Annotated in this window: 32 protein-coding genes and 5 tRNA genes; 34 read left to right on the forward strand and 3 right to left on the reverse strand. The window is 53.3% G+C overall.

All coding sequences use genetic code 11. The annotated features are described in order from the left end of the window. From B9Z32_RS02010 to B9Z32_RS02100, 19 genes are all read left to right on the forward strand, one after another. A complete protein-coding gene (locus B9Z32_RS02010) occupies window positions 1-1,602 on the forward strand; it encodes a glycerol-3-phosphate dehydrogenase/oxidase (protein WP_108419712.1) in 1,602 nt (533 codons plus the stop codon). A 231-nt stretch (window positions 1,603-1,833) separates the two neighbouring features. Next, a complete protein-coding gene (gene rplN / locus B9Z32_RS02015; protein WP_053172537.1) occupies window positions 1,834-2,202 on the forward strand; it encodes a 50S ribosomal protein L14 in 369 nt (122 codons plus the stop codon). Window positions 2,203-2,211: 9 nt separating this feature from the next. Next, window positions 2,212-2,532 carry a 50S ribosomal protein L24 gene (gene rplX / locus B9Z32_RS02020; RefSeq protein ID WP_108419713.1) on the forward strand — a complete coding sequence of 107 codons (321 nt, stop codon included), beginning with the start codon at window positions 2,212-2,214 and terminating at the stop codon, window positions 2,530-2,532. A 2-nt stretch (window positions 2,533-2,534) separates the two neighbouring features. After that, entirely contained in the window at window positions 2,535-3,074 is a 540-nt protein-coding gene (gene rplE, locus B9Z32_RS02025; protein ID WP_108419714.1) for a 50S ribosomal protein L5, read from the forward strand. An 8-nt stretch (window positions 3,075-3,082) separates the two neighbouring features. Next, on the forward strand, window positions 3,083-3,388 hold the full coding sequence (rpsN, locus tag B9Z32_RS02030; protein WP_055359580.1) for a 30S ribosomal protein S14: 306 nt from the start codon (window positions 3,083-3,085) through the stop codon (window positions 3,386-3,388). Between the two features lie 19 nt (window positions 3,389-3,407). Continuing rightward, window positions 3,408-3,803: a 30S ribosomal protein S8 gene (gene rpsH / locus B9Z32_RS02035; RefSeq protein WP_108419715.1), complete on the forward strand. Its 396-nt coding sequence runs from the start codon at window positions 3,408-3,410 to the stop codon at window positions 3,801-3,803. 19 nt (window positions 3,804-3,822) lie between these two features. Then, a complete protein-coding gene (gene rplF / locus B9Z32_RS02040; protein ID WP_108419716.1) occupies window positions 3,823-4,356 on the forward strand; it encodes a 50S ribosomal protein L6 in 534 nt (177 codons plus the stop codon). A gap of 11 nt (window positions 4,357-4,367) precedes the next feature. After that, the gene (gene rplR, locus B9Z32_RS02045; RefSeq protein WP_108419717.1) at window positions 4,368-4,733 is read left to right on the forward strand and encodes a 50S ribosomal protein L18; all 366 of its coding nucleotides are present in this window, start codon (window positions 4,368-4,370) and stop codon (window positions 4,731-4,733) included. An 18-nt stretch (window positions 4,734-4,751) separates the two neighbouring features. After that, window positions 4,752-5,270 (forward strand): 30S ribosomal protein S5, encoded by a 519-nt coding sequence (gene rpsE / locus B9Z32_RS02050; RefSeq protein ID WP_108419718.1) that lies wholly within the window; start codon window positions 4,752-4,754, stop codon window positions 5,268-5,270. 17 nt (window positions 5,271-5,287) lie between these two features. Then, window positions 5,288-5,473, forward strand: a complete 186-nt coding sequence (gene rpmD / locus B9Z32_RS02055) for a 50S ribosomal protein L30 (protein WP_108419719.1) — start codon at window positions 5,288-5,290, stop codon at window positions 5,471-5,473. A 10-nt stretch (window positions 5,474-5,483) separates the two neighbouring features. Continuing rightward, complete coding sequence (gene rplO / locus B9Z32_RS02060; protein ID WP_108419720.1) at window positions 5,484-5,915, forward strand: 50S ribosomal protein L15; 432 nt, start codon at window positions 5,484-5,486, stop codon at window positions 5,913-5,915. 38 nt (window positions 5,916-5,953) lie between these two features. Further along, window positions 5,954-7,276: a preprotein translocase subunit SecY gene (gene secY / locus B9Z32_RS02065; RefSeq protein WP_108419721.1), complete on the forward strand. Its 1,323-nt coding sequence runs from the start codon at window positions 5,954-5,956 to the stop codon at window positions 7,274-7,276. Between the two features lie 37 nt (window positions 7,277-7,313). Beyond that, entirely contained in the window at window positions 7,314-7,427 is a 114-nt protein-coding gene (gene rpmJ / locus B9Z32_RS02070; protein ID WP_028820150.1) for a 50S ribosomal protein L36, read from the forward strand. 25 nt (window positions 7,428-7,452) lie between these two features. Beyond that, a complete protein-coding gene (gene rpsM / locus B9Z32_RS02075; RefSeq protein ID WP_028820149.1) occupies window positions 7,453-7,818 on the forward strand; it encodes a 30S ribosomal protein S13 in 366 nt (121 codons plus the stop codon). A 19-nt stretch (window positions 7,819-7,837) separates the two neighbouring features. Next, on the forward strand, window positions 7,838-8,242 hold the full coding sequence (gene rpsK, locus B9Z32_RS02080) for a 30S ribosomal protein S11 (protein WP_055359588.1): 405 nt from the start codon (window positions 7,838-7,840) through the stop codon (window positions 8,240-8,242). An 80-nt stretch (window positions 8,243-8,322) separates the two neighbouring features. Continuing rightward, window positions 8,323-8,946 (forward strand): 30S ribosomal protein S4, encoded by a 624-nt coding sequence (gene rpsD / locus B9Z32_RS02085; RefSeq protein WP_108420931.1) that lies wholly within the window; start codon window positions 8,323-8,325, stop codon window positions 8,944-8,946. Window positions 8,947-9,049: 103 nt separating this feature from the next. Next, complete coding sequence (gene rpoA, locus B9Z32_RS02090; RefSeq protein WP_108419722.1) at window positions 9,050-10,042, forward strand: DNA-directed RNA polymerase subunit alpha; 993 nt, start codon at window positions 9,050-9,052, stop codon at window positions 10,040-10,042. Window positions 10,043-10,133: 91 nt separating this feature from the next. Next, the gene (gene rplQ, locus B9Z32_RS02095) at window positions 10,134-10,520 is read left to right on the forward strand and encodes a 50S ribosomal protein L17 (protein ID WP_108419723.1); all 387 of its coding nucleotides are present in this window, start codon (window positions 10,134-10,136) and stop codon (window positions 10,518-10,520) included. 77 nt (window positions 10,521-10,597) lie between these two features. Continuing rightward, window positions 10,598-10,674 (forward strand) — tRNA-Met (locus B9Z32_RS02100). Window positions 10,675-10,769: 95 nt separating this feature from the next. Here the strand turns inward: B9Z32_RS02100 and B9Z32_RS02105 are convergent. The 3 genes from B9Z32_RS02105 to thiL are packed head-to-tail and all read right to left on the reverse strand — an operon-like array spanning window position 10,770 to window position 12,753. Beyond that, window positions 10,770-11,306, reverse strand: coding sequence for a CinA family protein (locus tag B9Z32_RS02105; protein ID WP_108419724.1), 537 nt, complete (start codon window positions 11,304-11,306; stop codon window positions 10,770-10,772). Beyond that, window positions 11,300-11,770, reverse strand: a complete 471-nt coding sequence (locus B9Z32_RS02110) for a phosphatidylglycerophosphatase A (protein ID WP_369909317.1) — start codon at window positions 11,768-11,770, stop codon at window positions 11,300-11,302. The genes B9Z32_RS02105 and B9Z32_RS02110 overlap by 7 nt, the downstream gene beginning before the upstream one ends. 17 nt (window positions 11,771-11,787) lie before the next feature. Beyond that, window positions 11,788-12,753 (reverse strand): thiamine-phosphate kinase, encoded by a 966-nt coding sequence (gene thiL, locus B9Z32_RS02115; protein ID WP_108420932.1) that lies wholly within the window; start codon window positions 12,751-12,753, stop codon window positions 11,788-11,790. A gap of 118 nt (window positions 12,754-12,871) precedes the next feature. Between thiL and rpe the strand changes: the two genes are divergently transcribed. From rpe to nusG, 15 genes are all read left to right on the forward strand, one after another. Continuing rightward, the gene (gene rpe, locus B9Z32_RS02120; RefSeq protein WP_108419726.1) at window positions 12,872-13,555 is read left to right on the forward strand and encodes a ribulose-phosphate 3-epimerase; all 684 of its coding nucleotides are present in this window, start codon (window positions 12,872-12,874) and stop codon (window positions 13,553-13,555) included. A 10-nt stretch (window positions 13,556-13,565) separates the two neighbouring features. Next, on the forward strand, window positions 13,566-14,255 hold the full coding sequence (locus tag B9Z32_RS02125) for a phosphoglycolate phosphatase (protein WP_108420933.1): 690 nt from the start codon (window positions 13,566-13,568) through the stop codon (window positions 14,253-14,255). A gap of 215 nt (window positions 14,256-14,470) precedes the next feature. Then, window positions 14,471-15,970 carry an anthranilate synthase component I gene (gene trpE, locus B9Z32_RS02135; protein WP_108419728.1) on the forward strand — a complete coding sequence of 500 codons (1,500 nt, stop codon included), beginning with the start codon at window positions 14,471-14,473 and terminating at the stop codon, window positions 15,968-15,970. 5 nt (window positions 15,971-15,975) lie between these two features. Beyond that, entirely contained in the window at window positions 15,976-16,554 is a 579-nt protein-coding gene (locus B9Z32_RS02140; protein ID WP_108419729.1) for an aminodeoxychorismate/anthranilate synthase component II, read from the forward strand. A 1-nt stretch (window position 16,555) separates the two neighbouring features. Next, window positions 16,556-17,692 carry a low-specificity L-threonine aldolase gene (ltaE, locus tag B9Z32_RS02145; RefSeq protein WP_108419730.1) on the forward strand — a complete coding sequence of 379 codons (1,137 nt, stop codon included), beginning with the start codon at window positions 16,556-16,558 and terminating at the stop codon, window positions 17,690-17,692. 20 nt (window positions 17,693-17,712) lie between these two features. Further along, the gene (gene trpD / locus B9Z32_RS02150; protein WP_108419731.1) at window positions 17,713-18,750 is read left to right on the forward strand and encodes an anthranilate phosphoribosyltransferase; all 1,038 of its coding nucleotides are present in this window, start codon (window positions 17,713-17,715) and stop codon (window positions 18,748-18,750) included. Next, on the forward strand, window positions 18,747-19,535 hold the full coding sequence (gene trpC / locus B9Z32_RS02155; RefSeq protein ID WP_108419732.1) for an indole-3-glycerol phosphate synthase TrpC: 789 nt from the start codon (window positions 18,747-18,749) through the stop codon (window positions 19,533-19,535). The genes trpD and trpC overlap by 4 nt, the downstream gene beginning before the upstream one ends. Before the next feature lie 15 nt (window positions 19,536-19,550). Continuing rightward, window positions 19,551-20,336 (forward strand): uracil-DNA glycosylase, encoded by a 786-nt coding sequence (locus B9Z32_RS02160; protein WP_108419733.1) that lies wholly within the window; start codon window positions 19,551-19,553, stop codon window positions 20,334-20,336. A gap of 59 nt (window positions 20,337-20,395) precedes the next feature. Next, window positions 20,396-20,481: transfer RNA gene (locus tag B9Z32_RS02165), tRNA-Tyr, on the forward strand. A gap of 114 nt (window positions 20,482-20,595) precedes the next feature. Next, a tRNA-Gly gene (locus B9Z32_RS02170) sits at window positions 20,596-20,669 on the forward strand. A 63-nt stretch (window positions 20,670-20,732) separates the two neighbouring features. Further along, a tRNA-Thr gene (locus tag B9Z32_RS02175) sits at window positions 20,733-20,807 on the forward strand. Between the two features lie 42 nt (window positions 20,808-20,849). Next, the gene (gene tuf / locus B9Z32_RS02180; RefSeq protein WP_108419633.1) at window positions 20,850-22,040 is read left to right on the forward strand and encodes an elongation factor Tu; all 1,191 of its coding nucleotides are present in this window, start codon (window positions 20,850-20,852) and stop codon (window positions 22,038-22,040) included. Window positions 22,041-22,062: 22 nt separating this feature from the next. After that, window positions 22,063-22,138: transfer RNA gene (locus tag B9Z32_RS02185), tRNA-Trp, on the forward strand. Window positions 22,139-22,249: 111 nt separating this feature from the next. Further along, window positions 22,250-22,633: a preprotein translocase subunit SecE gene (gene secE, locus B9Z32_RS02190; RefSeq protein WP_108419734.1), complete on the forward strand. Its 384-nt coding sequence runs from the start codon at window positions 22,250-22,252 to the stop codon at window positions 22,631-22,633. Next, the gene (gene nusG / locus B9Z32_RS02195; protein ID WP_108419735.1) at window positions 22,633-23,214 is read left to right on the forward strand and encodes a transcription termination/antitermination protein NusG; all 582 of its coding nucleotides are present in this window, start codon (window positions 22,633-22,635) and stop codon (window positions 23,212-23,214) included. Before secE ends, nusG begins: the two co-directional genes overlap by 1 nt. Window positions 23,215-23,278: the final 64 nt, after the last annotated feature.

Here is a 23,278-nt window from a genome sequence, read left to right on the forward strand (position 1 = left end):
ATGAATCCTTTGTTGACCAACAGAGCGCAGTTGCTGGCTCAACTCGACCATGCGCCAGAGTTTGACTTGGCCATCATTGGAGGCGGCGCCACCGGCCTGGGTGTCGCCGTGGATGCGGCTGTGCGCGGCTTGAAAGTGGTGCTCTTGGAGGCGCACGACTTTGCCAAAGGCACTTCATCACGCTCCACCAAATTGGTTCATGGCGGTGTGCGTTATTTGGCGCAAGGCCAGTTGCCTTTGGTGAGGGAAGCTTTGCGAGAGCGAAAAAATCTGCTTGCCAATGCGCCCCACCTGGTTCAGCCCATGCCCTTTGTGATGCCCGCTTATCGGCGAAAAGACCAATGGCTTTATGGCCTGGGCTTGAAGCTTTATGACCTGTTGGCAGGGCACGCTAGGCTAGGGCCAACGCGCTTTTTAAACCATGCCGAAACTGTGCGGGCTTTGCCAGGCGTCAGGGTGACGCACTTGGTGGGGGGTGTTCAGTATTGGGACGGCCAGTTTGACGATGCCCGTTTGGCCTTGGCCTTGGCGCGCACGGCTGCTGCCCACGGCGCAATGCTGTTCAACCATATGCCCGTCAAAGGCTTTGTAACGGAGCATCCGGCGGGGCGCATCAAAGGCTTGATCTGCCAAGACGCCGAAACGGGGCAAGAGCGCACACTGAAAGCGCGTTGCGTGGTCAATGCCACGGGCGTCTGGGTGGACCAAATTGAGGCCATGCTACACACCGCGCCAGGCAATGCCGCCGATGTCAAATTGCCGCAAGCAGTGAGGCCAAGCCAAGGCGTTCATTTGGTGGTGGACGCATCCTTCTGGCCGGGTTCATCGGCCTTGTTGGTGCCGCACACCCAAGATGGCCGCGTTTTGTTTGCTGTGCCTTGGCAAGGCAAAGTGTTGTTGGGCACTACAGACACGCCCAAAGCCCAAGTGGAATGGGAGCCGCAGGCGCTAGAGTCTGAAATTGAGCAAATTTTGCAAGAGGCAGCCAAATATTTGGTCAAAGTGCCTCAGCGCTCGGATGTGACCAGTGTGTGGGCTGGGCTGAGGCCCTTGGCGCGAAAAGCGCAAACCTCGCAAGATCAAGGCGCCACTCAAAGCGTGAGCCGAGAACACACCGTGAAAGTGGCCACCAATGGTTTGGTTTCAGTTACGGGCGGCAAGTGGACCACTTACCGTGCCATGGCCGCCGATGTCATGCAAGCCATTCGCCAAGCCCAGCTGCTTTCATTGACCTCGGATGATGTTACCGCCCAGACCAAGCTGTGGGGAGCGCCTAGCCCTGATGCCGACAGTGGTTTATCCAGCGAACAAGGTCAATACGCCAGATATGGCTCAGAAGCCGAAATGTTGGCCACCTTGCCGGGAGCGCAGCATTGGCTTGCGCCTCATTTAAATGAGGCCATGGTCAGGTTTGCAGCCCGCTTTGAATATGCGAGAACCGTGGAAGACGTGTTGGCGCGCCGAAATCGCTTGCTGTTCTTAGATGCCACTGCGGCACTGGCCGTGGCGCCCCAGGTGGCAGAAATTCTGAGCTCAGAAACGGGGGTGACACCCCAATTGGCGGCTTTCGAGGCCCTGGCAAAGTCCTATCAAATGCCTTAAATGCATATTTCCATCGCTTTTTCACTCAAAAAGTGTTGACACAGGCCATAAATGTTGTAATATCGCGGGCTTCGCTTTCAAAAAAGGCGGAGTTATCTACCCAAACTAAAGCATTGCGAGTGGTTCGCAGTGTGGATGACGGGTCCAAGACTGATCTTGGTGCTTTTGAAAATCAAACTAAAAAGTTCTGATTTTTGGGGGTGCACAAGGTGCAAGTTGGGAAATATTGAAATGATTCAGACAGAAACTCGGTTGGATGTTGCCGACAACACCGGCGCTAAGTCCGTCCTTTGCATCAAGGTGCTTGGCGGATCTAAACGTCGTTACGCCAGTGTTGGCGACATTATCAAAGTGAGCATCAAAGAAGCTGCGCCCCGTGGCCGCGTCAAAAAAGGCGAGGTTTACAGTGCTGTGGTCGTTCGTACAGCCAAGGGCATTCGCCGTGGTGATGGCTCACTCGTTAAATTCGATGGCAATGCAGCAGTTTTGCTCAATGCCAAGTTGGAGCCTATTGGCACCCGCATCTTCGGCCCAGTCACGCGTGAATTGCGTACTGAGAAGTTCATGAAGATCGTGTCCTTGGCACCTGAAGTTCTTTAAGGACACGCCATGAACAAGATTCGCAAAGGTGATCAAGTGATCGTCATCGCCGGTCGTGACAAAGGCAAGCGCGGCACCGTGTCGCTCCGTGCCGATGACTCGCATGTGGTGATTGAAGGTATCAACCTGGTTAAAAAGCATGCCAAGCCAAACCCTATGAAGGGCATCAACGGCGGCATTATTGAAAAGACCATGCCTATTCATCAGTCCAATGTTGCTATTTTCAATGCAGCAACAGGCAAGGCTGATCGCGTGGGCATTAAGTTGTTGGCCGATGGCAAGCGCGTTCGCGTTTACAAGTCCAGCGGCGAAGAAATCAAGGTGGCATAAAGATGGCACGTCTGCAACAACATTACCGCGAAAAAATCGCACCAGAACTGATGACCAAGTTTGGTTACAAGTCAGTTATGGAAGTTCCCCGCATTACCAAAATCACCCTCAACATGGGTGTGAGCGAAGCCGTTGCCGATAAAAAGGTCATGGACAGCGCCGTGGGCGACCTCACCAAAATTGCTGGCCAAAAGCCAGTGGTTACCAAGGCCAAAAAGCCAATCGCCGGTTTCAAAATCCGCGAAGGCCAAGCCATTGGTTGCATGGTCACATTGCGTGGCGTGCAAATGTATGAATTCCTCGATCGCTTCGTCACCGTGGCTTTGCCCCGTGTGCGCGACTTCCGTGGTATCTCTGGTCGCGCTTTCGACGGCCGTGGTAACTACAACGTCGGTGTGAAAGAGCAAATCATTTTCCCTGAAATTGAGTACGACAAGGTTGACGCTTTGCGCGGTCTCAATATCAGCATCACCACGACGGCCAAGACCGACGACGAATGCAAAGCATTGCTCGCCGGCTTCCGCTTCCCGTTCAAGAACTGAGGTGACACGTGGCTAAAGTAGCATTGATCGAGCGCGAGCTCAAGCGAGACAAATTGGTAGCCAAGTACGCGGCTAAACACGCGGAATTGAAAGCCATTTCTCAAGATCCAAAACGCAGCGACGAAGAGCGCGCAGCAGCCCGTTTGGGCCTGCAAAAGCTTCCACGCAACGCAAACCCAACACGTCAACGTAACCGCTGTGCCATCACTGGCCGCCCACGTGGTACGTTCCGTCAATTCGGCCTCGGCCGCGCCAAAATTCGCGAATTAGCCTTCCAAGGCAACATTCCTGGCGTGACCAAAGCCAGCTGGTAATCGGCAGAGGAGATACAACATGAGCATGAGTGATCCCATTGCCGACTTGCTGACTCGCATCCGCAACGCCCAAATGGTGGCCAAGGCCTCCGTTTCAATTCCCTCTTCCAAAGTGAAGGTGGCCATTGCCCAGGTGTTGAAAGATGAAGGTTACATCGACGGCTTCCAAGTCAAAACAGAGGGCGGCAAGTCCGAACTCTCCATTGCCCTGAAGTACTACGCAGGTCGCCCTGTGATTGAACGCATCGAGCGCGTCAGTCGCCCTGGCCTTCGCGTTTACAAAGGCCGCGATGCCATTCCACAAGTCCTCAACGGTTTGGGCGTGGCCATCGTCACCACACCCCAGGGCGTGATGACCGATCGCAAAGCGCGTGCAGCCGGTGTCGGCGGCGAAGTTCTTTGCTACGTCGCTTAAGCGCAGGAGAGACTAAAAAATGTCCCGAGTTGGAAAAATGCCTGTGACCATCCCCGCTGGTGTGGATGTGTCTATCAAAGAAGACCAAATCAGTGTCAAAGGAACTGGCGGCACGCTTGCCACCGCTTCTAGCCTGTTGGTCAAAGTGAACAATGACAACGGTATGATGACCTTCATTCCGGTCAACGATTCCCGTGAAGCCAATGCCATGAGCGGCACCATGCGTCAGCTGGTCAACAACATGGTGATCGGTGTGACCAAAGGCTTTGAGAAAAAGCTCAACCTCATTGGCGTGGGTTACAAAGCTGCTGCCCAAGGCAACAAGTTGAACTTGGCGGTTGGTTATTCGCACCCTGTCAACATTGACATGCCTGCTGGCATCAAGGTCGAAACACCTGCGCCAACCGAAATCATCATCAAAGGCGCTGACCGCCAACGTGTGGGTCAAATCGCTGCTGAGATTCGTGCTGTTCGTCCTCCCGAGCCTTACAAAGGCAAAGGCATCCGTTATTCGGATGAGAAGATCACGATCAAAGAGACCAAGAAGAAATAAGGAGCTGCATCATGTTGACCAAAAAAGAGCAGCGTCTCCGTCGTGCACGTCAAACACGCATCCGCATTGCACAGCAAGGCGTGGCACGTTTGACTGTGAACCGTACCAATCTTCACATTTATGCCAGCGTCGTTTCCGGCGACGGCAGCAAAGTGTTGGCCAGTGCCTCTACCGCCGAAGCCGATGTTCGCAAAGAACTCGGCGCAGCCGGCAAGGGTGGCAACGCCAATGCAGCCCAATTGATCGGCAAGCGCATCGCTGAAAAAGCGAAAGCTGCTGGTGTTGAAAAAGTGGCTTTTGACCGCGCAGGTTTTGCATTCCACGGTCGTGTCAAAGCTTTGGCTGAAGCCGCTCGCGAAGCTGGCTTGCAGTTCTAAACGGATCGGAAATTACAAATGGCTAAGTTTCAGGCAAAAGCACAAGGTGACGGTCCAGAAGACGGTCTCCGCGAAAAAATGATCGCGGTCAACCGCGTGACCAAGGTTGTGAAGGGTGGACGTATTTTGGCGTTCGCAGCACTCACAGTCGTGGGCGATGGCGATGGCAAAGTGGGCATGGGCAAAGGCAAATCGAAAGAAGTGCCAGCCGCTGTTCAAAAAGCCATGGAAGAAGCACGTCGCAACTTGCAAAAAGTGTCGCTCAAAAACGGCACCATTCATCACACCGTTTACGGTCACCACGGTGCAGCGCGCGTTTTCATGGCGCCCGCTCCCAAGGGTACTGGCATCATTGCCGGCGGCCCAATGCGTGCTGTTTTCGAAGTGATGGGTATCACTGACATCGTGGCCAAAAGCCATGGCTCGTCAAACCCTTACAACATGGTTCGCGCTACTTTAGACGCTCTGACTCAATGCACAACGGCATATGAGATTGCCTCCAAGCGTGGCAAGAGCGTTGAAGACATCTTCGCTTAAACCAAAAAGGCATCAAGATGACAACACAACAACAAACCGTCAAGGTCCAATTGGTTCGCAGCCCTATCGGTTGCAAACAAGACCACCGCGACACCGTTCGGGGTCTGGGCTTGCGCAAGCTCAACAGCGTCAGCGAATTGCAGGACACACCTTCAGTTCGCGGCATGATCAACAAGATCAGCTATCTGGTCAAAGTTCTCTGAGGTAATTCTGATGGAACTCAATAGTATTAAACCTGCAGCTGGCGCCAAACACGCCAAGCGTCGCGTTGGCCGTGGCATTGGTTCAGGCTTGGGTAAAACCGCTGGTCGTGGCCACAAAGGTCAAAAATCTCGTTCAGGCGGCTACCACAAAGTTGGTTTCGAAGGCGGTCAAATGCCTTTGCAGCGTCGTCTGCCCAAGCGTGGCTTCAAGTCTCAACTCTTGAAGTTCAACGCCGAAGTCACATTGACTGCCCTCGACAAACTCGGCTTGCCCGAAGTTGACTTGTTGGCACTCAAGCAAGCTGGCTTGGTTGGCGAGTTGGCCAAAGTGGTCAAGGTCGTTAAAACCGGCGCGTTAACCAAGGCTGTCAAGTTGACTGGCATTGGCGCAACAGCAGGTGCGAAAGCAGCCATTGAAGCTGCTGGCGGATCTTTGGCCTAATCGGCCAAGAATTTACAACGTTTCAAAAGAGATAAGCAGTGGTCACTAGCGCAACAACAGCAAACAAAGGCAAGTACGGAGACTTGAGTCGCCGTCTCGTCTTCTTGTTGTTCGCCCTGGTGGTTTACCGTGTGGGTGCGCACATTCCTGTTCCAGGCATTGACCCCGCACAACTGCAACAACTCTTCAATGGTCAGCAGGGCGGCATCCTGAGTTTGTTCAACATGTTCTCTGGTGGTGCCTTGTCGCGCTTCACAGTGTTCGCGTTGGGCATCATGCCTTACATCTCTGCGTCCATCATCATGCAATTGCTCACCTATGTCTTGCCTGCATTCGAGCAGCTCAAGAAAGAGGGCGAAGCAGGGCGTCGCAAAATTACTCAGTACACCCGCTTTGGCACCTTGGGCTTGGCGCTGTTCCAGTCGCTGGGCATTGCCATGGCCTTGGAAGCCTCTGCAGGCTTGGTCATTGCCCCCGGTTTTGGTTTCCGCATGACAGCCGTTGTGAGTTTGACTGCGGGCACCATGTTCCTCATGTGGTTGGGCGAGCAAATTACCGAGCGCGGTTTGGGCAACGGTATTTCTATTCTTATTTTTGCTGGTATTGCTGCAGGACTGCCAAGCTCTATCGGTGGTTTGTTGGAGTTGGTTCGCACAGGCGCCATGGGCCCTCTGGTTTCCATCTTCATCATCGTGGTTGTGATGTTGGTCACTTATTTTGTGGTCTTCGTTGAGCGCGGCCAGCGCAAAATATTGGTCAACTATGCTCGCCGTCAGGTGGGCAACAAGGTGTATGGCGGTCAATCGTCACACCTGCCCCTGAAGCTCAACATGGCGGGTGTCATTCCCCCCATCTTCGCGTCTTCTATCATTTTGTTGCCGGCCACGGTGATCAACTGGTTCAGCTCTGGCGAGTCCAGCAACCCAGTGGTGTTGTTCATGAAAGATGTGGCCTCTACACTCACACCAGGTCAGCCGATCTATGTGATGTTCTATGCAGCTGCCATTATTTTCTTCTGCTTTTTCTACACAGCCTTGGTGTTCAACAGCCGCGAAACGGCCGACAACCTCAAGAAGAGTGGTGCGTTCATCCCCGGCATTCGTCCCGGTGACCACACTGCCAAATACATTGACAAGATTTTGGTGCGCTTGACATTGGCCGGTGCCGTGTACATCACCTTTGTCTGTCTCTTGCCCGAATTCCTGATCTTGAAGTACAACGTGCCGTTCTATTTTGGCGGCACCTCACTTCTGATCATTGTTGTGGTGACCATGGATTTCATGGCACAAGTTCAGAACTACATGATGTCTCAGCAGTATGACTCGCTCCTCAAAAAGGCGAACTTCAAAACAACGCTGTGATTGAATTGATAGATAAAAGAGTTTTAGGAGAAATGAAATGAGAGTTTCGGCTTCGGTCAAAAAAATTTGCCGCAACTGCAAAGTCATTCGCCGTAAGGGCGTGGTTCGTGTCATCTGCACAGACCCACGTCATAAGCAGCGTCAAGGCTGATTGCAAGAGTTATTAGAGGACGAAAATGGCACGTATCGCTGGCATCAACATTCCGCCGCACAAGCATACCGAAATTGGCTTGACAGCTATCTTTGGTATCGGTCGCACCCGCGCTCGCAAAATTTGCGAGGCTTCAGGCATTGCTTATTCCAAAAAGATCAAAGATCTGACGGATGGCGACCTGGAAAAAATTCGCGATCAAATCGCATTGATCACCATTGAAGGTGACTTGCGTCGCGAAACAACCATGAACATCAAGCGTTTGATGGACATTGGTTGCTACCGTGGTTTCCGCCACCGCCGTGGTTTGCCCATGCGTGGTCAGCGTACTCGCACCAATGCTCGCACTCGCAAGGGTCCGCGCAAAGGCGCTGCAGGCTTGAAGAAATAACAGGGATTGAGAGACCACTATGGCAAAAGCCCCATCCAATAGCGCCGCACAACGCGTGCGCAAAAAAGTTCGCAAGAACGTTGCCGACGGCATTGCACACGTGCACGCCTCGTTCAACAACACCATCATCACCATCACTGATCGCCAAGGCAATGCGTTGTCATGGGCTTCATCAGGTGGTCAAGGTTTCAAAGGTTCACGCAAGTCAACACCGTTTGCAGCTCAGGTTGCTTCCGAAGTAGCTGGTCGTGCTGCCATTGAGCAAGGCATCAAGAACCTCGACGTCGAGATCAAAGGCCCCGGCCCAGGTCGCGAGTCTTCAGTTCGTGCATTGGGCGCCTTGGGCATCCGCATCACTTCGATTGCAGACGTCACACCCATGCCACACAATGGCTGCCGCCCTCAAAAGCGTCGCCGTATTTAATTTCAAAGCCCACCGCCATTGCCGTGTTGGCAATGGCTCCCGCATGTCTCATGCGGTAGTTGACAGAAAAGGAAGATCAAGTGGCACGTTACCTAGGCCCTAAGGCCAAACTATCCCGCCGTGAAGGCACAGACCTGTTTTTGAAGAGCGCACGCCGCTCTATCGCAGACAAGTCTAAATTTGACAGCAAGCCCGGCCAGCACGGCCGCACTTCAGGTCAGCGTACATCAGACTACGGTCTGCAATTGCGTGAAAAGCAAAAAGTGAAACGCATGTACGGTGTGCTCGAGAAGCAGTTCCGCCGCTATTTCACCGAAGCCGACCGTCGCAAAGGCAACACCGGCTCCAACCTCTTGAGCTTGCTCGAGTCACGCTTGGACAACGTTTGCTACCGCATGGGCTTTGGCTCTACACGCGCTGAATCACGTCAATTGGTTTCTCACAAAGCTGTGACGGTCAATGGCCAACCAGTGAACATTCCTTCCTACCTCGTCAAAGCTGGCGATGTGGTGGCAGTTCGCGAAAAATCCAAAAAACAAACACGTGTTTTGGAAGCTTTGCAATTGGCTCAACAAGTTGGCATGCCAGCTTGGGTTGAAGTCAACATCGAAAAAGTAGAAGGCGTCTTCAAGAAGTCTCCTGATCGTGATGAATTTGCGTCTGACATCAACGAATCATTGATCGTTGAATTGTATTCACGCTAATTTCATCTTGTTTCAATCGTTCCCTCGCTGCGTCGCATCGCAGCTTGGGTGCTTCATCAGCCTTACCGGTGTAACGGACCGGGGGTATTGAGAGGAAGTCTGAATGCAAACCAATCTGTTGAAACCCAAAGCCATCCAAGTCGAACAACTCGGCCCCAACCGCGCCAAGGTCACCTTGGAGCCCTTCGAGCGTGGCTACGGCCATACGCTGGGCAATGCCTTGCGCCGCGTTTTGTTGTCTTCCATGGTGGGTTATTCCGCCACCGAAGTCACTATTGCCGGTGTTGTTCACGAGTACTCATCCATTGATGGCGTGCAAGAAGATGTGGTCAACATCTTGTTGAACCTCAAAGGTGTGGTTTTCAAACTGCACAACCGTGACGAAGTGACGCTCAGCTTGCGCAAAGACGGCGAAGGCCCAGTCACTGCCGCCGACATCCAAACACCGCACGACGTTGAAGTCATCAACCCTGAGCACATCATTGCCAACCTGTCTCAAGGTGGCAAACTCGACATGCAAATCAAGGTTGAAAAAGGCCGTGGCTATGTGCCCGGTTCGATGCGCCGTTTTGCCGACGAGCCTACAAAGTCTGTTGGCCGCATTGTTCTCGATGCCTCTTTCTCACCTGTGAAGCGCGTCAGCTACACAGTCGAAAGCGCGCGTGTTGAACAGCGTACCGACCTCGACAAGTTGGTCATCGAAATGGAAACCAACGGTGCCATTACCGCCGAAGACGCAGTGCGTTCTTCTGCCAAAATTTTGGTTGAGCAATTGGCTGTGTTCGCACAGCTCGAAGGCAGCGAATTGTCTGCATTCGACGCACCTGCACAGCGCGGTGGTGCCAGCAGCTTCGATCCAATTTTGCTGCGCCCAGTCGACGAGCTCGAACTCACTGTTCGCTCTGCCAACTGCCTCAAAGCAGAAAACATTTACTACATCGGCGACCTCATTCAGCGTACCGAAAACGAATTGCTCAAGACCCCTAACCTGGGTCGCAAGTCACTCAACGAGATCAAAGAAGTTTTGGCCTCACGTGGTTTGACATTGGGCATGAAGCTCGAGAGCTGGCCACCTGCCGGTTTGGAAAAGCGTTAATTTTTAAAAGTCCCACTTGCAAGAAAGAAGTGGGCAGTGCACGGGCAGTACCTGATACGGCTGCTTGATTAATAAAGAAAGGACTAGCACCATGCGTCACGGACACGGATTACGTAAACTCAATCGCACAAGCTCACACCGCTTGGCAATGCTGCAAAACATGATGAACTCCATCATTGAGCACGAAGTGATCAAAACAACAGTGCCAAAGGCCAAAGAATTGCGCCGCGTCATTGAGCCCATGATTACTTTGGCCAAAGTTGACACAGTGGCCAACCGCCGCTTGGCTTTCAACCGCTTGCGCGACCGCGACAGCGTCACCAAGTTGTTCACAGACCTCGGCCCTCGCTTCAATGCGCGCCCCGGTGGTTACACACGCATCTTGAAAATGGGCTACCGTGTGGGTGACAATGCGCCCATGGCTTTGGTCGAGTTGGTCGACCGTCCTGATGTGGCCGATCAAGCGCCTGCCGCTTAATCAATGGTTTGATTTCAGCTTTAATTTTTCATTCTTAAGTATTAAAGCTGATTAACAAGTTATACTCACGTTTTTACCGCGGGGTGGAGCAGTCTGGTAGCTCGTTGGGCTCATAACCCAAAGGTCGTTGGTTCAAATCCGGCCCCCGCAACCAAATGAAGCCAAGGCAAACGCCTTGTTGCACATTGAAAAATACCCACTTCGGTGGGTATTTTTTTGGCCGCTCGCTTAATAAAAGTTTAAGAAAATTTAAGAAAAGACATTTTCAGCAATCTGAGTCAGTTCCGACAATGCCAGCTCGGTGGTGGCAAATCGAACTTCAGAACGTGTGCCTTTAAAGTGTTTCAGCAAAGTTTGGCAATGAGTTTGCTGTTGGGTTTGGTGAGGGGTTTGCTGATGCGCATCGCGCCAAGCCCAAGCCAGCCACACAGTGCCCACAGGCTTGCTTTCACTGCCGCCCGTGGGGCCTGCAACCCCAGTCACGGCCACACTGAGTTGGGCACTTGAATGTGCCAAAGCTCCCAAGGCCATGGCCCTGGCAACCTCTTCACTCACAGCGCCATGAGCTTCAATGAGGGCCATTGGCACACCCAATATCTGGTGCTTAGAGGCATTGGAGTAAGTCACAAAACCGCGCTCAAACCAAGCGCTTGAACCCGACAATTGGGTGCAACTGGCAGCAATCAAGCCGCCAGTACAACTTTCTGCAGTGCACAGGCTGAGCTGTCGAGCCCCTAAAACTTGGGCTAGCGATGCACAAAGGGTTTCTATGTGGGGTGTCACCATGCTCTCCAAAGTGCAAAACAAAACAGCGTACAGAACGCGGCAACAAAGTCATCGAACAAAATGCCAAAGGCGCCGCGCCAACCAAATCCTTTGAACAATTGATCGGCCCAGGCTACAGGGCCAGGCTTGGCCGCATCAAAAAAACGAAACAAGGCAAAGGCCATCAACTGGGTGCTAAAGCTGGCAGGAGAGAGCACGAACAGCACCAACCAAAAGGCCACCACCTCGTCCCAAACAATGGCACCAGGGTCTGAAATGTTTAAATTCTCAGCGCATACCTTGCAAGCCCAAACGCCCACCAAACTGGCGATCACAATGATTGCAAATTGCTCTTTCTGAGTGAAAAAATCTTGCAGCGCCCACCAACTGAGCCAAGCCCACAGCGTACCCACTGTGCCGGGTGCTTTGGGCGAAAGGCCCGCACCAAAGCCCAGTGCCACCCAATGGGCCGGATGACGAAACATAAAACCAGCATCGGGTCTCATGGTGTTTTGAAATGGTCAAAAGAAGAGAAGGTATTGGCCACCGAACTGCCCTGACTGTCTAACAATGTCAGTTGGGGCGATGCGATGATCTTGCCAATGCGCGTGACATGGGTGCTGGCCGCCTCACTGGCGGCCACGATGGCGCCGCGTTGGTGCTCTGGCGCTGTGAAAACCAATTCGTAATCATCACCACCCGACAGACAAAGGGGCAGCAAAACCTCTTCTGGCAAGCCAGAGCTCTTGGCACAAGCCATGGTGCTGAGCACTTGGGCAATGTGAATTTCAGCACCCACACCACTGGCCTTCAAAATGTGTTGCAAGTCGCCCAGCAAGCCATCGCTGATGTCAGCCGCCGCGTGAGCCAGTCCTCGCAACGCCATGCCCAGCGCCACTTGGGGCGTGGGCTTTTCCATGCGCAGGCGCGCGGTGTCAAAAACCGATTGCGGCACACTCAAATGGCCTCGAAAAACTTCCAGAGCCAAGCGCGCATCTCCCAAATGGCCACTGACGTAAATGTCGTCTCCCACTTGGGCGCCACGGCGCAACAGTGCTTGATATGCAGGCACTTCGCCCATGACGGTGATGCAGATATTCAGCGGCCCGCGGGTGGTGTCGCCCCCAATCAAATCGCATTGGTAAAGGTCTGCCAATGCCCACAGGCCTTTGGAAAACTCTGCCAACCACTGCGGCTGTACTTCGGGCAAGGCCAACGACAGCAAGAAAGCTTTGGGCTCGGCACCACATGCAGCCAAGTCGCTTAAATTGACGGCCAGTGCTTTGTGCCCCAAGTGTGCGGGGCTCACGGTCGATAAAAAGTGACGCCCCTCCACCAGCATGTCGCTGGAAATGGCCAACTGCTGCCCAGATTTGACGGCTAGCAGCGCGCAGTCATCACCCACCCCCAGCGTGGCATGGCGCGGGGGGCGCTTGAAGAAGGTTTCTATCAGATCAAACTCGCCCATAAGCTCAAGCATAACCTCAACAATTGGCGGAAGAAAAAGCGGGAGAATAAGCGCAAGAATAAGCCAAAGAAAAAACACTTCGCTGCAATGAAGGGCCGCAAAATGCGACAATTCGGCCATGACCACCTACCGCATTGCCCCCTCACTCTTGTCAGCCGATTTTGCTCGCTTGGGCGAAGAAGTGCGCAACGTCATTGCTGCCGGCGCCGACTGGATTCACTTTGACGTGATGGACAACCATTACGTGCCCAACCTCTCGTTCGGCCCCATGATTTGCCAGGCGCTCAAGCCCCATGCCAAAACGGCCGATGGCAAAGACGTGCCCATTGATGTTCACCTCATGGTGCAACCTGTAGACGCATTGGCCGCCGCTTTTGCCGATGCCGGCGCCGACCTCATCAGCTTTCACCCCGATGCATCGGCGCATGTGCACCGAAGCGTTCAGGCCATCAAATCCAAGGGTTGCAAGGCGGGCGTGGTGTTCAACCCCGCCCAGTCGCTTGATGTCTTGGAGTGGGTCATTGAAGACATCGATTTGATTTTGATCATGTCGGTCAACCCAGGCTTTGGCGGCCAAAGTTTCATTGACAGCGCATTGCGCAAAGTGGAAATGGCTCGCAAATGGATCGAGGCCTCAGGCAAAGACATTCGCCTTGAGGTGGATGGCGGTATCAAGGTCGACAACATTCGCCGTGTGGCCGATGCCGGCGCCGACACCTTTGTTGCGGGCAGTGCCATCTTTGGCAAACCCGATTACGCGGCAGTCATTCAAGCCATGCGCCAGGAATTGAAGGGTGGCTAAGTTGCTGGGCATGCAGGTGCAAGCCTGCATGATTGACCTCGATGGCACCTTGGTCGACACCATGGGTGACTTTGAAGCGGTGGTGGCCTTGATGCTTCAAGATTTGGGTTTGCCACCCTTAGGGCGCGAGCACCTAGAGGGCATGGTTGGCAAGGGTTCTGAATATCTCATTCAGTGTGTGCTTCAGCGGCAAATGCCTTCGGCAGAGTATGCCCAACAGCACATTGGCGAAATAGCGCAACCCTCCGAGGCACAGTTGCATCAAGCTTGGGAAATTTACCAAGCCCATTATCAGCGCGTGAATGGACAGGCCAGTGCTGTTTATCCGGGTGTTTTGCAAGGGCTCCAAGGTTTGGTAGCCAAGGGCTTGCCATTGGCATGTTTGACCAACAAACCCAAAGATTTGGCGCAAAAGCTGCTGCAACAAAAAGGTTTGGCCGAATTTTTCCCGCTGGTTTTTGGCGGAGACTCCTTTGAACGCAAGAAACCCGACCCCTTGCCCTTGCTCAAAACCTGTGAGGCACTGGGCTTTGCGCCGCACCAGGTTGTGATGGTGGGCGACTCCAGCAACGATGCGCAAGCGGCGCGCGCTGCGGGCTGCAAAGTGGTGCTGCTCACCTATGGCTACAACCATGGCTTGCCCGTCAGAGGGGTGGAGGCCGATCACCACCTAGACTCTCTGGCAGAAATTCTGCTTTGAACACCCGCCAGAGCTTTGGTACACTGGTGGCCTCATGATCTTGTTTCATTCATTCTTCGCAGTCCAGCTGCCGGCCACTTTGAGCCGGGGAGCCTGGTCTTGGCGTCAGCCAGTTTAAATTTGCCTAGAACCGGCAGCCCCTTGGTTGTCAAAGAATGGTTCATGCCCACACATGAACGCTTGAATGAACTGGCTAGAAAAACGGAGCCTCGATCGTGATCACAGAACTTGAATTTAAAAGCTTAGCCCAACAAGGCTACAACCGCATTCCCCTCATGCTCGAGGCGTTTGCCGATTTAGAAACCCCACTCTCGCTGTATTTGAAGCTGGCCCATCAAAAAGATGGCGGCAAACACAGCTTTCTGTTGGAGTCTGTGGTGGGCGGCGAGCGATTTGGTCGCTACAGCTTCATTGGTTTGCCAGCGCGCACCTTTTTGCAGGCGCGTGGCTTTGGCAGCGCAGCGCACACCGAAGTGGTGACCGACGGCGTGGTCGTTGAAACGGCACCAGGCAACCCGCTTGACTTCATTGAGCAATATCAAAAGCGATTTAAGGTGGCGCTCAGGCCTGGCTTGCCACGCTTTTGCGGTGGCTTGGCGGGCTACTTTGGCTACGACGCTGTGCGATATATCGAGAAGAAACTCGAAAAATCTTGCCCGCCCGATACCTTGGGTACGCCCGATATCTTGCTTCTGCAATGTGAAGAGTTGGCCGTGATTGACAACTTGTCGGGCAAACTTTATTTGATGGTCTATGCCGACCCTGGCGTGCCAGAAGCTTATTCCAAAGCCAAAAAGCGTTTGCGTGAATTGAAAGAGCAATTGAAGTATTCGGTCAGTGCACCGGTGCTGAGCTCCACACAAACCTACCCTGCCGAACGCGATTTCAAAAAAGAAGATTATTTGAAAGCCGTGTTGGAAGCCAAGGAACTCATTGCGGCCGGCGATTTCATGCAAGTGCAGGTGGGACAGCGCATCAAAAAACGTTACACCGAAAGTCCCTTGTCTTTGTACCGTGCTCTCAGGTCTTTGAACCCCAGCCCCTACATGTACTTCTACAATTTTGGCGACTTCCATGTGGTCGGTGCCAGCCCCGAGATTTTGGTGCGCCAAGAACAAACCGAAGAGGGCGTGAAAGTTACCATTCGCCCACTGGCAGGCACAAGGCCACGTGGCGCCACACCCGAAAAAGACAAAGCGGCTGAGCTCGAGTTGGTCAATGATCCTAAGGAGCGGGCCGAGCACGTGATGCTGATTGATTTGGCGCGCAATGACATTGGCCGCATTGCCAAAATAGGCTCTGTGAAAGTGACTGAAGCATTCGCCATCGAGCGCTACAGCCATGTGATGCACATCGTGAGCAATGTGGAAGGCATTTTGAACGAGGGCATGACCAACATGGATGTGCTCAAGGCCACGTTTCCTGCGGGCACACTCACCGGCGCACCCAAGGTGCACGCCATGGAGCTGATTGACAAATTGGAGCCCACCAAGCGCGGTGTGTATGGCGGTGCTTGTGGTTATTTGAGCTACGCGGGCGACATGGATGTTGCCATTGCCATTCGCACGGGCATCATCAAAGATCAAGTCTTGTATGTGCAAGCTGCAGCAGGTGTGGTGGCCGACTCTGTGCCAGAGTTGGAGTGGAAAGAAACCGAACACAAAGCGCGCGCCTTGTTGCGCGCCAGTGAGTTGGTGGAAGAAGGCTTGGAGTAACCGACATGACAAAAATCAAATTGTTGATGGTCGACAACTACGACTCTTTCACATACAACATCGTTCAATATTTTGGTGAGCTGGGCGCAGACATTGAAGTCTTTCGCAATGACGAAATTAGCCTCGAAGGCATTGCACAAAGAAAACCCGATCGCTTGGTGATTTCGCCAGGGCCTTGCTCACCCGCAGAGGCTGGCATATCGGTGGCAGCCATTCAGCACTTTGCAGGCAAGCTGCCCATCTTGGGGGTGTGCTTGGGCCATCAAAGCATTGGCGCAGCCTTCGGCGGCAAGATTGTGCGAGCGCAAGAATTGATGCACGGCAAAACCAGTGTCATTCACACCACGCAGCAGGGCGTGTTTAGAAATCTGCCAGAAAAATTCACGGTCAATCGCTACCACTCACTGGCCATCGAGCGTGCTAGCTGCCCTGCCGAATTGGAGGTGACAGCCTGGACCGACGATGGTGAAATTATGGGAGTGCGCCACAAAAGTTTGGCCATTGAAGGTGTTCAATTTCACCCAGAGTCGATTCTCACTGAGCATGGACATGCCATGCTGAAAAACTTCTTGGAAGCCCATTGACATGAACTCAACTGCTAGCTCATCTGCAAGTGCACCTGCAAGCGCACCTGCAAGCACACCTGCAAGCACACAGACGGCCAATCATTTGGCCACATCGTCTCGAGTCGATTTGAGAAGCGACACGGTCACGCGCCCCACGGCTGGCATGCGAGAAGCCATGGCCAAAGCGTTGGTGGGCGACGATGTTTACAAAGACGACCCTAGCGTGAACGAGCTGCAGGACAAAATTGCCAAGATGCTGGGCTTTGAGGCGGCGCTGTTTATGAGCACGGGCACGCAAAGTAATTTGTGCGGCATTTTGTCGCACTGCCAACGCGGCGATGAATACATTGTGGGCCAAATGGCACATTGCTATCGCTGGGAAGGTGGCGGCGCCGCCGTGTTTGGCAGTGTTCAGCCACAGCCACTCACCCAGCAGCCCGACGGCAGCTTGTCCTTTTCAGACATCGAAGCCGCAATCAAGCCCGATGATGCGCACTTTGCAATGACCAAAATGGTGGCCTTGGAAAATACATGGGGCGGCAAAGTTTTGCCACAAACTTACCTGAATGAGTTCAGTGCCTTTGTAAAGCAAAAAGGTTTGGCCCGACATCTGGATGGTGCCAGGTTGTTCAATGCGGCGGTGGCCCAAGCCACGGCTTCAGGCACATCACCCTACGACGAACTGAAAAACATCACGCAGTGTTTTGACAGTGTCTCTGTTTGCTTTAGCAAAGGTTTGGGCGCACCCATGGGCTCTGCCTTGTGCGGCACCAAAGAGTTAATTGCCAAAGCCCATCGCGTTCGCAAAATGGCAGGTGGCGGCTTGCGACAAGCGGGCTTCATGGCGGCTGCCGCATCCTATGCCCTCGATCACCATGTAGAGCGACTGGCTCAAGATCATCAACTCATGGCGTACATGGCGCAAGGCTTGTCTGGTATTCCTGGACTTCAAGTTGAAACTCCCCAAACCAACATCTTGTTTGTGGACTTGGTGGACGGCGCCAAAGCCAAAGGCGTTGCCTTGCAAGCGCATTTAAAGCAAGAGGGCATCGACATGACGGGTTTGTACCGCCTTCGATTTGTCACGCACCTCGATGTCGATCGTGCAGGGGTTGATCGCGCCATTGCGGCCATTCGCCAATTCTTCAACGCTTGAATTTACTTTCAGAGAACAACATGCCCATCACCCCACAAGAAGCACTTCAAAGAACCATTGAGCACCGCGAAATTTTTCACGACGAAATGCTCAAGATCATGCGCATGATCATGAATGGCGAGTTGTCTCCCGTCATGACGGCTGCGCTGATTACAGGCCTTCGAGTTAAAAAAGAAACCATTGGCGAAATTACCGCTGCAGCCCAAGTGATGCGTGAGTTTTCCACCAAGGTTCATGTGCCAGACGCCCGTCACTTGGTCGACATCGTGGGCACTGGCGGCGATGGCTCACACACCTTCAATATTTCAACCTGCGCCATGTTTGTGGCTGCTGCTGCTGGCGCCAAAACAGCCAAGCACGGTGGCCGCAGTGTGAGCAGCAAGTCGGGTAGTGCCGATGTTCTTGAAAGTTTGGGCGCCAACATCAATTTGTCGCCTGACAAAATTGCGCAGTGCGTGCAAGAGGTGGGCATTGGGTTTATGTTTGCGCCCAACCATCACCCGGCCATGAAGAATGTGGCACCTGTGCGCAAAGAGCTTGGTGTCAGAACCATTTTCAATATTCTGGGGCCCTTAACCAATCCCGCAAGCGCACCCAACATTTTGATGGGCGTGTTTCACTCCGACTTGGTGGGCATTCAAATTCGAGCTTTACAACGTTTAGGCGCAGAGCACGCGCTGGTGGTCTACGGCCGCGATGGCATGGACGAAGTCAGTTTGGGTGCAGCCACCTTGGTGGGCGAATTGAAAGATGGTCAAATTTCTGAGTATGAAATTCACCCCGAAGACTTTGGCATGCCGATGGTGAGCAATCGGGCTTTGCGCGTCGAAACCCCTGAAGAGTCGCAGGCTGTTTTGCGCAGCGTTTTGAACAACGAAGTTGGCGCTGCGCGCGACATCGTGATCTTGAATGCGGGCGCAGCTTTGTATGCAGCCAATGTAGCAGCCACTATCAAAGAGGGCATTGCTTTGGCACGAGAAGCCATTGCGTCTGGCGCCGCTCAGAAAAAGTTGGAACAGTTTGTGACATTCACCCAAAAATCAGGCAGCCCCACATGAGCGATATTTTGAAAAAAATTGTGGCCGTCAAGCACGAAGAGATTGCGCTGGCCGCCAAAAAGAAATCATTCGAAGCCGTGAAAGCCGATGCTGAAAGTCGAGTTTTAACGCGCGATTTTGTGGGCGCTATTCGGCAAAAAATAGAGGCACAAGAAGCGGCCGTCATTGCAGAGATTAAAAAAGCCAGCCCGTCCAAAGGCGTGTTGCGCGCAGACTTTATGCCTGCAGACATTGCGCAAAGTTATGCAGAGCATGGCGCGGCCTGCTTGTCTGTGCTCACCGACGTGCAGTTTTTTCAAGGCAGCTCCGACTATTTGAAACAAGCCCGAGCCAGTTGCGACTTGCCAGTGCTTCGGAAAGACTTCATGGTCGATCCCTATCAAGTTTACGAGTCACGCGCCATGGGCGCCGATTGCATCTTGCTCATTGCCGCTTGTTTGGACGATGCCCAAATGAAAGATCTGGAAGCCATTGCGCGCAGTTTGGACATGGCGGTGTTGGTCGAGGTGCATGATGCAGACGAACTGAGTCGCGCTTTGAAACTCAAAACCCCTCTGGTGGGCATCAACAACCGCAACCTTCGCACTTTTGAGGTAAGCCTAGACACCACGCTTGGCATGTTGAAGGATGTGCCCGCCGATCGCATTCTGATCACGGAAAGCGGCATTTTGTCGCCCACCGATGTGCAAAAAATGCGTGAAGCCCATGTCCATGCCTTCTTGGTGGGTGAGGCCTTCATGCGCGCAGACGATCCGGGGCAAGCCCTGGCCGACTTGTTTCACTGAAAGCCAACAGCCAAAATGCGGCTGAGCCAATCCGACTTGTTCAATGTTGCAGGCGATGCCCTGAAGGTGGCTCAGCCTTCAAATCAGCTGCTGGCTGCCGACTGGCCGCCAAAGCTGGAGGTCCTCACGCAAGGCTGGCAAGAACTGTTGGGCCACTTTTGGCGCAGCCCCACAGGCGTGTTGCTTGACCAGAAAATGCGTGCCGGCTTGTCCGCTGGGCGAGTTTTTTTCCCGCAAGCTGTGTACAAGGCCTTTGCCCTCACACCTTTTGAAAATGTGAAGGTGGTGGTTTTGGGTCAAGACCCCTATCACGGCCCTGACCAAGCGGAGGGCTTGGCATTTTCTGTCGGGCCGGGTCAGAAAATTCCCCCCAGCCTGCGCAATATCTTCAAAGAGATTCAGCGAGACTTGGGTGTTCCCATGCCCACTGGCCCCCAAGCGGGCAGCTTGGTGCGGTGGTCGGAGCAAGGTGTTTTGCTCCTCAATGCGGCGCTCACGGTTGAGCAGTCATTGCCTGCCAGTCATAGCAAGTGGGGTTGGGAAGTACTTACTGACAATATTATCCAAGGCATTGCAGCCCACCCTGAACCCAAAGCATTTTTGTTGTGGGGCGCGCACGCTCAGGGCAAGGCAAGCCTCATTGACAGCTTGAACATCGACGGTCGGCATTTGGTTTTAAAGGCCAATCACCCCTCGCCTTTATCGGCTTTGCGACCCCCATTGCCGTTCATGGGCTGCGGTCATTTTGGTCAAGTGAACCACTGGCTTGAGCGTCAAAAGAAAAATCCAATCCGGTGGTAATTTCCTGTTTCGAGCTTGCGGGGGCCTTGAAAAAAGTGGCATAATCCCAGATTCGCTGAGGAGGGGTGCCCGAGTGGCTAAAGGGGGCAGACTGTAAATCTGTTGGCTTACGCCTACACTGGTTCGAATCCAGTCTCCTCCACCAGCAAAACTTAACTTGTTAAGAACAAAGAGCGTTTGGAATCAGATGAACGCATCTGGGGTTTGGCAGCCTTTGGCTTGTTCCCTAGATGATGTACCTGACTCTGCTGCAGACAATGCGGGAGTAGTTCAATGGTAGAACCCTAGCCTTCCAAGCTAATGACGCGGGTTCGATTCCCGTCTCCCGCTCCAGTTTTTAACAAGAGGGTGCAGTTTTAGTGCGGACAAAGTGCCTTGTTGTGCTGAGTCAAGATCGCCCTTGTGGCTCAGTGGTAGAGCACCCCCTTGGTAAGGGGGAGATCGCGGGTCCGATTCCCGCCAAGGGCACCAGTTTTTTAGTCAGAGTTTTAATGTTTTTTTCGGAGTCGAGAAATGGCAAAAGAGAAATTTGAGCGGACAAAACCGCACGTGAACGTTGGCACCATTGGTCACGTTGACCACGGCAAAACAACATTGACAGCTGCTATCACCACCGTGTTGGCAGCCAAGTTTGGCGGCGCTGCTAAGGCGTATGACCAAATTGACGCAGCGCCTGAAGAGAAGGCCCGCGGCATTACCATCAACACAGCGCACGTTGAGTACGAGACGGCCAATCGCCACTACGCTCACGTTGACTGCCCAGGCCACGCCGACTATGTGAAGAACATGATCACTGGCGCGGCTCAGATGGACGGCGCCATTTTGGTGTGCTCCGCTGCTGACGGCCCCATGCCCCAAACCCGCGAGCACATCTTGTTGGCTCGTCAGGTGGGCGTGCCTTACATCATCGTTTTCTTGAACAAGTGCGACATGGTGGACGACGCCGAGTTGCTCGAGTTGGTGGAGATGGAAGTTCGCGAGTTGTTGTCCAAGTACGACTTCCCAGGCGACGACACACCGATCATTCAAGGCTCAGCCAAGCTGGCTTTGGAAGGCGACAAGGGTGCTTTGGGCGAAGAAGCCATCATGAAGTTGGCAGACGCTTTGGACTCCTACATTCCTACACCCGACCGCGCGGTTGACGGTGCATTCTTGATGCCAGTGGAAGACGTGTTCTCCATCTCTGGTCGCGGCACAGTGGTCACTGGCCGTATCGAGCGCGGCATCATCAAGGTTGGCGAAGAGATTGAGATTGTGGGTATTGCTGATACGCAAAAAACCACATGCACAGGCGTTGAGATGTTCCGCAAGTTGCTGGACCAAGGCCAAGCCGGTGACAACGTGGGTATTTTGCTGCGCGGCACCAAGCGCGAAGACGTGCAGCGCGGCCAAGTGCTGTGCAAGCCCGGCTCGATCAAGCCACACACACACTTCACAGGCGAAATTTACGTTTTGTCTAAAGACGAAGGTGGTCGTCACACGCCATTCTTCAACAACTACCGTCCCCAGTTCTACTTCCGTACAACTGACGTGACAGGCGCCATTGAATTGCCAGAAGGCAAAGAGATGGTGATGCCAGGCGACAACGTGTCGATCACTGTGAAGCTGATCAACCCGATCGCCATGGAAGAAGGTCTGCGCTTTGCGATCCGCGAAGGCGGCCGCACTGTGGGCGCTGGCGTTGTGGCCAAGATCCTCGCTTAATTTGCGTCTTTCTATGCGCTGAAGGGGTATAGCTCAATTGGCAGAGCGTCGGTCTCCAAAACCGAAGGTTGTAGGTTCGATTCCTACTGCCCCTGCCACCTGAAAAGGTGAGCAAAACAAGCCCGCCATCACCTGGCGGGCTTCGGCGTCTAAAAGACAAGGTATTTTTGTCGGGCTTGAAAGAGCTCAAAAAAGGTCTGTAAGCCAATATGGCAACTTCTGAAGTTCAAACCGTAGGTTCCACTGCTGACAAGCTCAAGCTTGGCTTGGCCATTGCATTGGTGGTGGCTTCTTTGGCCGCTTTCTATGCGCTCTCCAAGCATGGCGCCTTGGCGCAATGGGGCGCACTCATTGCGGGCTTGATCGCTGCCGTGGTGGTCTTTTTGCTTTCAGAGACGGGTAAGCAGTTCATCGCCTTCGGCCAAGATGCCGTGCGCGAAGTTAAAAAGGTCGTGTGGCCAGAGCGCAAGGAAGCCATGCAGATCACGGCATACGTGTTTGTCTTTGTGGTGGTCATGGCGTTGTTCTTGTGGCTCACCGACAAAACGCTCGAGTGGGTTTTCTACGATCTGATCTTGGGGTGGAAAAAATAATGACTGACGCTGTTGATAACGCGCCTAAAGCAGGCGAATCCACCAATCCGGATTTGAAGTGGTATGTGGTCCATGCTTATTCAGGCATGGAAAAGGCGGTTGAGCGCAACATCATTGAGCGCATTCAACGCGCCGAGATGCAGAATAAGTTTGGTCGTATTCTGGTTCCCACTGAAGAAGTGGTTGAGATGAAGAACGGCCAAAAGCGCACCACGGAGCGCAAGTTTTTCCCAGGCTATGTGCTGGTCGAGATGGTCATGGACGATGAGACATGGCACTTGGTTAAGCACACCAACAAAGTCACTGGCTTTGTGGGCGGTGCCAAAAACCGTCCTGCGCCTATTTCTGAAAATGAAGTTCGCAAAATTGTGAGCCAAATGCAGGAAGGCACTGAAAAGCCCCGCCACAAAGTGGAGTTTGAAGTGGGCGAGTATGTGCGCGTCAAAGAAGGCCCGTTCACCGACTTCAATGGCACCGTGGAAGAAGTCAATTACGAGAAAAATAAAATGCGCGTGGCGGTCACCATTTTTGGTCGATCAACACCAGTCGAACTTGAGTTTGGTCAAGTCGAGAAAACGTAAACCTCTTTTCTTGTGACCCGACTCCGCAAGAAAAGTTTGAAAAAGAAGAGTCGTTAATCAGGGG

The sequence above is a fragment of the Limnohabitans sp. MMS-10A-178 genome (assembly GCF_003063375.1).
In the GTDB taxonomy this organism is placed as follows: domain Bacteria; phylum Pseudomonadota; class Gammaproteobacteria; order Burkholderiales; family Burkholderiaceae_C; genus Limnohabitans_A.